The sequence below is a fragment of the Halanaerobium sp. MA284_MarDTE_T2 genome, from assembly GCF_003337245.1.
GTDB lineage: Bacteria > Bacillota > Halanaerobiia > Halanaerobiales > Halanaerobiaceae > QPJE01.
Window position 1 is genome coordinate 1 of record NZ_QPJE01000043.1, and the last position, 11,807, is coordinate 11,807.

Below are 11,807 nucleotides of genomic sequence, written 5' to 3' on the forward strand. Positions count from 1 at the left end.
GAGACGGGGCAACGACTGACGGAAAGCTGTATACGGGAGAACCGTACGTGCAGTTTGACGAGGGGTCCCAGCTGAAAGGCTGGTCCTACTCTATTGTTTAAAGCTTCTATTAAAGGTAATTAAAATTATTTATTTACAGAATTAATTTTTTAATTGAAAGGAGAAAGATAAAATGTATCCATTAAATGTCCGATCCGAAATAGCTCCTTTAAAAAAAGTTCTCTTACATCGCGTAGGAGAAGAGGTAGAGAATTTAACACCAGATATTTTAGAAAGATTATTATTTGATGACATCCCATATTTAGAGATCGCTCAAAAAGAGCATGATGCATTTGCCAGAATGCTTGAAGACAGTGGAGTAGAGGTTGTTTATCTCGAAGATCAGATTGCAGAGGTTATAAAAGATGCTGATATTAAAGACCAATTTATTGAACAGTTTCTAGATGAAGGAGGAGTTTTTAGTCCTGGAGAAAGATCAGCTGTTAAAGAATATTTTGCTGAATTCAGTAATGAAGATTTGATAGATAAAATGATGGCTGGCGTGCGTAAAACAGAAGTACCGAAGATTGCTGATTGTACTTTAAATGATATGGTAGATAGTGCTTATCCCTTTATTTTAGATCCAATGCCCAATCTTTACTTTACCAGAGATCCATTTGCCACTATTGGTAGAGGAGTTTCTTTAAATCATATGCGGACAGATGTCAGAAACAGAGAAACTATTTTTTCGGAATATATCTTTAAATATCATCCTGATTACAGGGATTATGAGATTCCCTTCTGGTTTGATAGAAATAATACCAGCTGTTCTATAGAAGGAGGAGACGAATTAATTTTAAATGATAAAGTAGTTGCAATGGGAATTTCGCATCGAACAGATGCTGCAGCTATTGAAGAAGTGGCCAAAAATCTACTTTATGATGAGCAGGAAACTTTTGAGAGAATATTAGCTTTTAAAATACCTGATAAAAGAGCCTTTATGCATCTAGATACAGTATTTACCATGGTTGATCACGATAAATTTACTATTCACGCTCAAATTGAAGGTGAATTAAAAGTATTTTCGATTACTAAAGGTAATAACGGTGGTCTAAAAATTGATGAAGAGGAAGATACTTTAGATAATATTCTCCAAAAATATCTGGAACTTGATGAAATAACCCTGATCAAGTGTGCCGGAGGAGATGAAGTTGATGCAGGAAGAGAACAGTGGAATGATGGTTCTAATACCCTGGCCATAGCTCCTGGAGAAGTAGTGGTATATTCTCGCAATCATGTAACAAATAAAATTTTAGAAGAAAACGGAGTTAATCTCCATGTTATCCCCAGTTCCGAATTGTCACGTGGTCGTGGCGGTCCGCGCTGTATGAGTATGCCTTTAATTAGAGAAGATCTTTAAAAACGAAAGGAGTTAATGATAATGGGAGTAAATTTACGAGGCAGATCATTTTTAAGTTTAAAAGACTTTAGTGCAGATGAAATACATTATTTACTTGACCTGGCAGCAGATTTAAAACAGAAAAAAATAACGGGTGCTAAAGGCCAGCTGCTTAAAGGTAAAAACATTGTTCTATTATTTGAAAAATCTTCAACCAGAACTAGATGTGCTTTTGAGGTAGCAGCTTATGATGAAGGTGCAAATGTAACAAACCTTACCAACAGTCAGCTTGGTAAAAAAGAAACGGTCGAAGACACTGCTAAAGTGCTGGGAAGATTTTATGATGGAATAGAATTTAGAGGTTTTAAACAGAGTGATGTAGAACTACTGGCAATTTACTCTGGAGTACCGGTCTGGAATGGTTTAACAGACAGTTATCATCCGACTCAGGTACTGGCTGATCTTTTAACTATTAAAGAAAACACAAACAAAGCTCTGGATAAAATAAAGTTAGTTTATACTGGAGATGCTCGCAATAATATGGGCAATTCTCTTTTAATTGCTGCCGCCAAATTAGGAATGGAGTTTGTTGCTCTGGCACCTAAATCTCTCTGGCCGGAAGCAGAACTTGTTAAAGATATGCAGGAAATAGCAGCAGAAACTGGGGCCAGGATTAATCTTACTGAAGATTTAGAAGCAGTCGAGGGTGCTGATGCAGTCTATACAGATGTCTGGGTCTCAATGGGAGAAGAAGATCAATTTGAAGAAAGAATAGAACTTCTAAAAAAATATCAGGTTAATCAGTCTCTGATTGAAAAAGCTAACAATGATGAAGTTATTTTTCTGCACTGCTTACCTTCCTTCCATGATAATAAAACAACAATTGGCAGAGAAATTGAAGAGAAATTTGGACTTAAAGAAATGGAAGTAACCGATGCTGTTTTTAATGGTAAACATTCTAGGGTTTTTGAAGAAGCAGAAAATAGAATACATACTATCAAAGCAGTAATGGTAGCAACAGCAGGTAATTAAATTTATAACTCTATCCTTCCTATGTGATGGGAGGATAGAGTCTAATAATAAATTGTTTAAAATTAAAACTAAGGAGTGAGGGATAACTATGAAAAAATTTAAAATGCCAACTGCTTATACAATTCTTTTTATAATTATTATAATAGTAGCAATGTTAACCTGGGTTGTTCCAGCTGGAGAATATCAAAAAGAAGCTGGTAAGCCTGTACCTGGGACTTATCACCAAACAGATAGGAATCCTCAAGGTATATTTGACATTCTAAAAGCACCAATTGATGGTTTTTATGATGCAGTAGATGTTGCCCTATTTGTTTTAGTAATCGGTGGTTTTTTAGGTGTCACAATGAAGAGTGGAGCAATTGATGCTGGTATTGCAGCGGTTACTAAGGCCTTAAAAGGTAAAGAAATTTGGATGATACCTGTTCTAATGACACTATTTGGTATTGGTGGTAGTACTTATGGAATGGCAGAAGAAACAATAGCTTTTTATCCTCTGGTTATTCCGATATTTATAGCAGCTGGTTATGATGCGATTACAGCTGTTTCTGTTATTTTATTAGGTGCTGGAGTTGGAGTTTTAGGCTCTACAGTCAATCCTTTTGCAACAGGAATTGCAACTAACTTTGCTCAAATATCACTTGGTAGGGGAATTGGTTTGAGATTGGCGATTTTAGTTTTAGGGGAATTAATTGCTATTTTCTATACTATGCGCTATGCCAAAAAAGTTAAAAATGATCCATCCAAGTCTTTAGTTTACAGTCAGCGAGAAGAAAATAAAGAGCATTTTTTAGGAAAAAAAGAAGATGAATTCCCCGAATTTACTAAACGCAGAAAAATAATAATTGCAGTATTTGCTCTAACATTTTTAGTAATGATATTTGGTGTAATTCCTTTTGAAGATCTAGGAATAACAGCTGTACCAACTTTATGGTGGTGGTTTGGAGAATTATCAACTTTATTTATGACATCTGCTATTATTATTGGTTTAATTGCTGGCATGTCAGAAAAAAAGATTGTAAATTCATTTGTAAGTGGTGCTAGTGATTTAATTAGTGTTGCTTTAATAGTTGCTATATCCCGGGGTATTACAATTATCATGAATAATGGAAATATTTCGGGAACAGTGTTGAATTATGGCGAAAATCTACTTTCAAATTTAGGCTCTGTTTCCTTTACTATTTTAGCTTATTTATTCTATATTCCATTATCATTTTTGATCCCTTCCACCTCGGGTTTAGCCACTTTGTCAATGCCGATTTTAGCTCCACTGGGTGATTTTGCCAATGTATCAAGAAATATAGTGGTAACAGCTTATCAATCTGCAAGTGGTATTGTAAATTTAATTACTCCCACAAGTGCTGTTGTAATGGGAGGTCTTGCAATTGCAAAAGTTAATTATGGTAAATGGATAAAATATGTTTGGAAACTTTTGTTAGCAATATTCCTGTTTACTATTATTATGCTTTCTTTGGGAGTATTGATTTAAAAATTACTGAATTTAAAAATTTTTAGGAGGTAATTATGAAAATAGCGCAGAGAATTGAGGCTCAGGCAGACGAAATAATTTCTGTTTTAGCTGAGCTTATCGCCTGTCCTAGTGTGTATGCTGAAGATTCGGAAAAATATGAATTTGGAGCAGAGATAGATAAGTGTCTGCGTAAAACTTTAGAAATTTTTCGGGACTTTGGCTTTAAAACTTTTTATGGAGCTGGTCAGTATGGTTATGCAGAAATAGGATCTGGTAAAGAAATGCTTGGTATTTTATGTCATCTTGATGTTGTTCCAGCCGGCAGTGAAGCTGATTGGGAAAGCCCACCATTTAAGCTAACTAAAAGAAATGGAAAGCTGTATGGAAGAGGCACAATAGATGATAAGGGCCCACTAATAGCTGTTCTTTATGCAGTTAAAAATCTTATAGATCAGGGTGTTTATTTTAATAAAAGAATCAGATTTATATTTGGTTTAGATGAAGAAACACTGTGGCGCAGTATAGAACAATATTTAGTCAATGAAGAAAAACCAACTTTTGCTTTTGCTCCAGATAGCAATTTTCCCCTGATAAATGCTGAAAAAGCTCTGCTGCAGTTTAAACTAGTTTCTGAAAACAGCAGTGAAATTAATTTAGCCGGTGGAACAGCATTTAATGTAGTGCCAAATGAAATTAGTTATCAATCAGATGATCCAGATAAATTAATTAGAGAGCTGGATAAATTAAAGGCTAATTATCAGTTTGATAATAATCTAATTACTGTATTTGGCAAAAGTGCTCATGCCTCTAAACCCTATAATGGTAAGAATGCTATTGCTGTTATGCTTAAAGCACTGGATAATATATATTCAGACATAGAAAGTATTAATTTCTTTAACGATTATCTGGGAGAAGATTATAAGGGGCTTAAAATATTTGGAGATTTAGCAGATAAAGAATCGGGTCCTTTAACAATAAATTTGGGGAAAATAAAACTAGATCAAACAAAGCAGGAGTTGTTTTTTGATATTAGAATTCCAGTTACTATTAAAAAAGAAGAAATAGTAAATAAATTGCAAGAAAAAATTAAATCCTATGGTTTAAAATATATAGAACATGATTATTTAGATTCATTATATATTAAAGAGGATGATTTTCTTGTTCAAACTCTTTTAAAAGTATTTACAGATGTAACTGGGCAAGAAGCAGCACCTTTAAGCAGTGGAGGGGCAACTTATTCACGGGCGATTGAAAATTGTGTTGCTTTTGGATCAGTTTTTCCAGGTGAAGAAAAAGTTGAACATCAAACAAATGAGTATCTAAAACTTGATTCATTATTTAAGTGTATAGAAATCTATGCCAAAGCTATTTATAGATTAACAAGATAGAAAGATAACGTCAAATAATATATGGTAGAGTCAATAAAATGCAAAATAAATATACAGGAGGAATAAAAATGAAAATTGTAGTTGCACTTGGCGGCAATGCATTAGGTCAAACTCTAACTGAACAGAAGAAATTAGTTAAAGAAACTGCAGTACATCTGGTTGATCTAATAGAAAAAGGTCATAAATTAGTTATTGCTCATGGAAATGGACCTCAGGTTGGAATGATCAATCTTGCTTTTCAAAATCAAAGTTTGTTAGATAATAGCATACCAATTATCCCTTTCCCCGAATGTGGAGCAATGAGCCAGGGATATATTGGTTATCATCTGCAAAATGCACTGGGAGCTGAACTTGAAAAAAGAAAAATCAATAAGTCAGTTTCTACAATAATCACCCAGGTGCTTGTAGATAAAGATGACCCAGCTTTTGATTCCCCCTCCAAACCTGTAGGTAGTTTTTATAGTCAAGAAAAAGCAGTTAAGCTTAAAGAAGAAAAAGGTTATCAAATGATAGAAGATGCCGGTAGAGGTTATAGAAGAGTTGTGCCCAGTCCCCAGCCAGTGGATATTGTAGAAAAAGAAATAATTACAAATCTAATTGAAGATCAACAGCTGGTAATTGCCTGTGGAGGTGGTGGGATACCTGTTATTAAAGAGGGAAGATTTTTAGAAGGTGTTTCGGCAGTAATCGATAAAGATTTCGCCAGTGAAAAACTAGCTGAAATTGTTGATGCCGATCTGCTGGTTATTCTGACTGCAGTTGATAAAGTTGCTATTAATTTTGGAGAGGAAGATGAAAAATGGTTAGATCAAATTAATATTCAGCAGGCAAAAAAATATATTGAAGAGGGCCATTTTGCACCGGGAAGTATGCTGCCCAAAGTAAAAGCAGCAGTCAGTTTTGTAGAAAAAAAGAAGAGCGGCAAAGCTTTAATAACTTCACTCAATAAGGCTCAGGCAGGTTTAGAAGGAAAAACTGGAACTTTAATTAGCAGGGGAGATGAATAAGATGTTAAGAAAAAACATGTTAAATTAGATTATGTACAGGGTGAGTGGACTGATTTTAGCCAGATTCTATTAAAAGATTATAATTAATTATAATGGGGAAAAGGTAGAATGAATTTAATTCTTCTGCCTTTTTCTTTAAATTAGGAGAGAAGAAATGTATTTACTTATAATATTTATTACAATAGTCCTGGGAATCCTTCTATTAAGGCTAAGAAGCAAAAATAAGATATTGAAACTGTTAAAAAATAAATTTAAATTATTGGCAGAGGGAAGCATGAACGTTGAAATTGAGTCTGAGAACAATCAACTTAAAATACTTTCAACTTATTTTAATAAAGGTTTAAAGAGGATTAGAAAATTTATTGCTTATACTGTTCAGATATCCGAAAAAATATATGATTCTTCAGCTAAAATGAAGCAGGACATTAGATCTATCAAGGACTCTCTGCAAAATTCTTCTTCAACTCTGGAAGATTTTAGTGAAAACATGCTGGAACAGAGCCGACATGCAGAAGCCACTGATGAAAAAATGGAGAATTCTGTTCAATTGTCTGACTCAATAAAAAACAATTGTCAAGCTGCACTTTCCAAGGTAAAAGTTGTGCAGGAGGTTGTCGAGGAAAATGATCAAAATTTGCAGATTACAATTGGGGATGTAAAGGAAAGTATAAATGACTTTGATAATTTAAGCCAGGAAATTAAAAAATTAAATAGTAAAGCCAGCAGTATTGAAGAAATAATAGTTAAAATAAATGAAATATCAGAGCAGACAAATCTTCTGGCATTAAATGCTGCTATAGAAGCTGCCAGAGCCGGCAAAAGAGGAAGAGGCTTTGCAGTTGTGGCAGATGAAATTGGTCAGCTTTCGGAACAGGTAGCTAATTTTTCTGCTAATATTAAAGAAATTAGTTCCAGTATCTCTACTCAGACAAAAAATGTAAATTCTAAAATGATTAAAAGAGTTGATAATATCAAAAAAGATTTAACTAAAATTAATCAGGCGAAAAAAGGATTTAAACAAATAGATGCCTCAACTATTGAACTGAGAGAGCAAATAGATGAAATTAAGAATTTATCAATTAAACAAAATGTAATTTCAGAACAGGTAAAAAATATGATGGATCAGATTACGGTTAATTCTCAGCAGCTTGCAGCCGGGGTTGAAGAGATAACTGCTAATACCCAGGAGCAGAAAAATTTCATTGGGCAGATAGATGATTATATGGAAGGGTTTTATCAAGAAATATCAGATTTGAATAAGGAAACTAATTATTTTATGCAGGCATTTGAAATAACAGAAGCTGACAAAAAGATAATTGAGGAAAGTGTTGAAATATTAAAAGAAATATCCTCACCCAAATTAATGCAGGACAATAATCAGAGCCGAATGTTGTTAAAGAAGTTAATAAAAAAATATGATCGATTTGAGATGCTGTCAATTTTTAATCCAGAAGGAATGAATTTTTCTTCTAATATAGAGGAAGAAGATCTGACAAAAAACTTCTCTCATCGAGAATATTTTTCTGAGGCTATAAAGGGTAATGTATATTATTCTGATCCCTATATTTCGCTGGATAGTTATAATTATTGTATTGCAATTTCTGTTCCGATTAAAAAGCAGGAAGAAGTTGTTGGTGTCTTAATGGGAGATTTAAATATCTAAAAAAATTATACAATTTATTGCTGTCCAGAAGATATGCAATTTACATAAGAGACTACAACAAAAAAGTCATATTTAAACAAATTTTCAAATAAATTCGACAATTTTCTTGACAAACACCGTTAAATTATTTACAATATTATTGTGAAAAAAATTACGATAAGGAGGAAATAAAATGAGAGATAAAGTTTTTGAATCACTCAAAGTAGGTAATTTATCAATAAAGAATAGAATAGCTATGTCCCCAATGGTAACCAATTATTGTGGTGAAGATGGAGAGCTTACTGATAGATATATAGAATATATTAGAGAAAGAGCCAGGGGAGGACCTGGATTAATAATTCTTGAAGCAGCTTATGTCCACCCTACTGGAAAAGGGTTTAGGAATGAATTAGGTATTCATAAAGATGAGTTAATTTCTGATTTAAAGAAATTAACTGAAATTGTTCATGAGGAAGGTTCCAAAATTGGTATACAATTATATCATGGAGGAAGACAGACCAGTTCAGATGTGACAGGTCAACAGGTAGTTGCTCCTTCACCTATACCATGTCCGGTAAAACAGGAAAAGCCTAAAGAACTTACCAAAAAAGAAATAGATGAAATAATAGACGCATTTGCTAAGGCAGCTGAAAGAGCTAAAAAAGCTGGATTTGATCTGGTTGAAATACACGGGGCACATGGATACTTATTAAATCAATTTTTGTCACCTTATAGTAATAAAAGAAATGATGAATATGGTGGTTCATTTAAGAATAGAAAAAAATTTCCTCTAGAAGTAGTCAAAAATATTAGAAAAAAAGTTGGAGATAATTATACAGTTACCTATCGTTTGACATCTGAGGAATTTGTTGAAGGAGGTTTAACTATAAATGAGACAAAGAACTATGCCCAAGATTTAGTAAATGAAGGTATAGATCTTATTCATGTATCTGGAGGAGTATATGAAACCAGTCATAAAATAATCCAGTCTTTCTTTGAAAGTGAAGGATTATATGTAGATAATGCACTGGAAATAAAAGAAGCTATTAATGGAGAGATTCCAGTAATGGTAGTAGGTCGTTTAAAAAATCCAGAAAAATTAGAAAATACTATTGCTAAAGGGATAGATATGGTTGCTGTAGGCCGTGGTTTTTTAGCTGATCCCTATTTTCCTAAAAAAATGGAAGAAGGAAGAGAAGAAGATATTAGAAAATGTATAGGTTGTAATCAGGGGTGTATTGACCGTTTGTTTGCTGGTGATTCCATCACATGTTTGGGTAATCCACTGTGTGGACAAGAATATAAATATAATACCAATAAAACTACTACTCCAAGAGAGGTTATGGTCATAGGTGGAGGCCCGGCTGGAATGGAAGCTGCCCGGACTGCAGCTGAAAGAGGACATAAAGTTAAACTCTATGAAAAAGAAAACAAATTAGGTGGAAAATTCAGTTCAGTAATTGTTCCTCCCTATAAAGATGAATTTGATGATTTAAATCAATATCTCAAGAAACAGCTGGAAAAGGTAGGAGTTGACATAAAATTAGGAACCGAAGTTGATAAAGATTTAATTGAAAATAATAATGTTGATGAAATAATCATGGCAACAGGTTCTACTCCTATAAAACCTGAACTTCCAGGTGCTGATAGAAAAAATGTTGTATTTGCTGAAGATGTTTTAACTGGCAGAGCTGAAGTGGAAGGTAATATTCTGGTAGTTGGGGCAGGACTTGTTGGTTGTGAAACTGCGGAATATTTAGCAGAAAAGGGTTTTGATGTTCAGGTGATTGAAGCTCTGGATCAGATTGGTGCAGATGTTGGTTCAATAAAACCATTACTTCTGGCCAATTTAAATAAACTAAATGTTGATATTAGCAAAAATACTTCATTAAAAGAAATTAAAGAAAATAAAGTGATAATAGAAAAGAAAGGAAAGGAACAAATAATTGAAGATATATCAACAGTAGTTTTGGCTGTAGGGTATAGTGAAAATAAAGAGTTATTGGAACAGTTAAAAGAAACAAATATTAATGTCCAGTTAGCAGGAGATAGTGTATATCCCAGAAAAATAATAGATGCTATCCATGAAGGATTTAGGGCTGCATATAATATAGAGTGAAGTTAGCAAATAAAATAATACAAATTTTTAAGCAGGCACTATAAGCAAAAAGTCTCTGCACCGGTGGTGTTAAAGCAAGACTACAGTGAATTGCTCAAAGGAGAATGGTATATTGTAGATAGAGGTCGGGAAATAAACTAATTATTTCTCGACCTCTCTATTTAGTAGTAATTAAAGACTAAAAAACATTAAAAATCCAATTTCATACTTTTCACTTTAACACCTTCAATATTAGTTAACTCATCTTTAAGTTCTTTGACTTTTTCATCGGCAGCAGTTAGATCTAGAATTATCATTCCCTCATCTGCACAGGTACTGCTTTCGTGCATTCCTAATCTGGTTTTAATAAAACATCCATAGTCAGTCAATATTTTCTGTACCTCAGGTGCAGCATCAGTTCTCTTATCAACCAGAACAGCCATTATTGTAGAATGATCCATTCATAACCCTCCTTAATTTTTGATTATTCTTATTATTATTATATACTGCATTATTTTAAAAATCTAATTTCAGCAATGTTTTTTTATGATTAATGTAAATATAAAAAACTTAACCTTATCTAATTGACTATAATAAAATGAGATTAGGCTTTGACACAATATTATTTTTATTGGAGTGGTAAATTTATTAAATCTATAGTGTCATTCCTCCATCAACAGCAACAGCCTGTCCTGTAACATGCGGTGCAGCTGCAAAATAAACTGCTAAACCTCCTATATCTTCAGGAGTCTGTGCTTCGCCCTGGGGAATTAAAGTTTTTTGATGACGCTGCCATGACTGTTCTCTGGTTTCATTTTCATTTCTCCATGCTTCAGCAAGTCCATTTTCTCCACACCACATTTGAGTTCCTACAATTCCAGGACAGATTGTATTAACAGTAATTTTAGTTTTAGCAAGCTCTTTAGCAAGTGCATTAGAAAAACCTATAACAGCAAATTTAGATGCACTGTAATGTGCTAATTCCGGGAATCCTGCTTTACCAGCAGCAGAAGAAACATTGATTATTCTTCCCCATTCTCGTTTTTTAAGATATGGTATTTCTGCTTTTGCACATAGAAATACTCCTTTTGTATTTACATTGAGAACATGGTCCCAGTCAGCTTCAGTTAATTCTTTAACCGGTTTTATTGAGAGAACACCTGCATTGTTGACAGCTATATCAAGTCCGCCAAGTTTGTTGTCAGTTTCTTTAACCATATTTTGAACTTGATCCCAGTTTGTTACATCAACTTCAACCGCAATCGCTTTTTTGCCCATAGCTGTAATATCTTCTGCAACTTTTTCTGCCTTTTCTTTACTAATATCTGCTACAGCAATATTACAGCCAGCTTCAGCAAGTTTTTTTGCTACACCTTCTCCTATACCCTGACCTCCACCAGTAACTAAAGCAACTTTCCCATCTAGTTTCATTTTTTTCTCCTTTCAAATTTCTTCTTACACAAATTGATAATTTTTAATATTCTGAAATTTGCAGAAAAAAAACTCAATTCATTTGCTTATTCTGGATAAACTTCAACTGGATCAGGCCATTCAAAATCTTCATCAGGTCCATAAAGCTCAACTATACATTTAAGATCATCCTGAGTTTTGCGGTAATCATAGCGAAAACTTTTTCCCCAGTAGCCATACTGCAGCTGATCTATTCCTTTTTCTTGACCCTCCTCGGGGCAAGCCCACGAGGATTCCTGCTTCTTAGAAGTGGTAACCCACCATCTCCACAGGCTTAAAATCCTGTTAGCCCAACAGTATATCCTCTAACTTGCCTTTTGTATT

The 11,807-nt window shown here is 33.8% G+C and carries 9 protein-coding genes; 7 read left to right on the forward strand and 2 right to left on the reverse strand.

Going from position 1 to position 11,807, the window contains the following annotated elements; genetic code table 11:
* Nucleotides 1-172 precede the first annotated feature (172 nt).
* From arcA to DFR78_RS11390, 7 genes are all read left to right on the forward strand, one after another.
* Nucleotides 173-1,399: an arginine deiminase gene (gene arcA, locus DFR78_RS11360; protein ID WP_114458948.1), complete on the forward strand. Its 1,227-nt coding sequence runs from the start codon at nucleotides 173-175 to the stop codon at nucleotides 1,397-1,399.
* Between the two features lie 21 nt (nucleotides 1,400-1,420).
* The gene (argF, locus tag DFR78_RS11365) at nucleotides 1,421-2,410 is read left to right on the forward strand and encodes an ornithine carbamoyltransferase (RefSeq protein WP_114458949.1); all 990 of its coding nucleotides are present in this window, start codon (nucleotides 1,421-1,423) and stop codon (nucleotides 2,408-2,410) included.
* Between the two features lie 88 nt (nucleotides 2,411-2,498).
* Nucleotides 2,499-3,896, forward strand: coding sequence for a YfcC family protein (locus tag DFR78_RS11370; protein ID WP_114458950.1), 1,398 nt, complete (start codon nucleotides 2,499-2,501; stop codon nucleotides 3,894-3,896).
* 35 nt (nucleotides 3,897-3,931) lie between these two features.
* Entirely contained in the window at nucleotides 3,932-5,266 is a 1,335-nt protein-coding gene (locus tag DFR78_RS11375; protein ID WP_114458951.1) for a Sapep family Mn(2+)-dependent dipeptidase, read from the forward strand.
* A 68-nt stretch (nucleotides 5,267-5,334) separates the two neighbouring features.
* The gene (gene arcC / locus DFR78_RS11380) at nucleotides 5,335-6,273 is read left to right on the forward strand and encodes a carbamate kinase (protein ID WP_114458952.1); all 939 of its coding nucleotides are present in this window, start codon (nucleotides 5,335-5,337) and stop codon (nucleotides 6,271-6,273) included.
* A gap of 274 nt (nucleotides 6,274-6,547) precedes the next feature.
* Nucleotides 6,548-7,936 carry a methyl-accepting chemotaxis protein gene (locus tag DFR78_RS11385; protein WP_158531769.1) on the forward strand — a complete coding sequence of 463 codons (1,389 nt, stop codon included), beginning with the start codon at nucleotides 6,548-6,550 and terminating at the stop codon, nucleotides 7,934-7,936.
* A 172-nt stretch (nucleotides 7,937-8,108) separates the two neighbouring features.
* On the forward strand, nucleotides 8,109-10,034 hold the full coding sequence (locus DFR78_RS11390; protein ID WP_114458954.1) for an FAD-dependent oxidoreductase: 1,926 nt from the start codon (nucleotides 8,109-8,111) through the stop codon (nucleotides 10,032-10,034).
* Between the two features lie 188 nt (nucleotides 10,035-10,222).
* Here the strand turns inward: DFR78_RS11390 and DFR78_RS11395 are convergent, their stop codons facing one another.
* Nucleotides 10,223-10,474 carry a hypothetical protein gene (locus DFR78_RS11395; protein ID WP_114458955.1) on the reverse strand — a complete coding sequence of 84 codons (252 nt, stop codon included), beginning with the start codon at nucleotides 10,472-10,474 and terminating at the stop codon, nucleotides 10,223-10,225.
* Nucleotides 10,475-10,667: 193 nt separating this feature from the next.
* Nucleotides 10,668-11,444: an SDR family NAD(P)-dependent oxidoreductase gene (locus DFR78_RS11400; protein WP_114458956.1), complete on the reverse strand. Its 777-nt coding sequence runs from the start codon at nucleotides 11,442-11,444 to the stop codon at nucleotides 10,668-10,670.
* Nucleotides 11,445-11,807 lie beyond the last annotated feature (363 nt).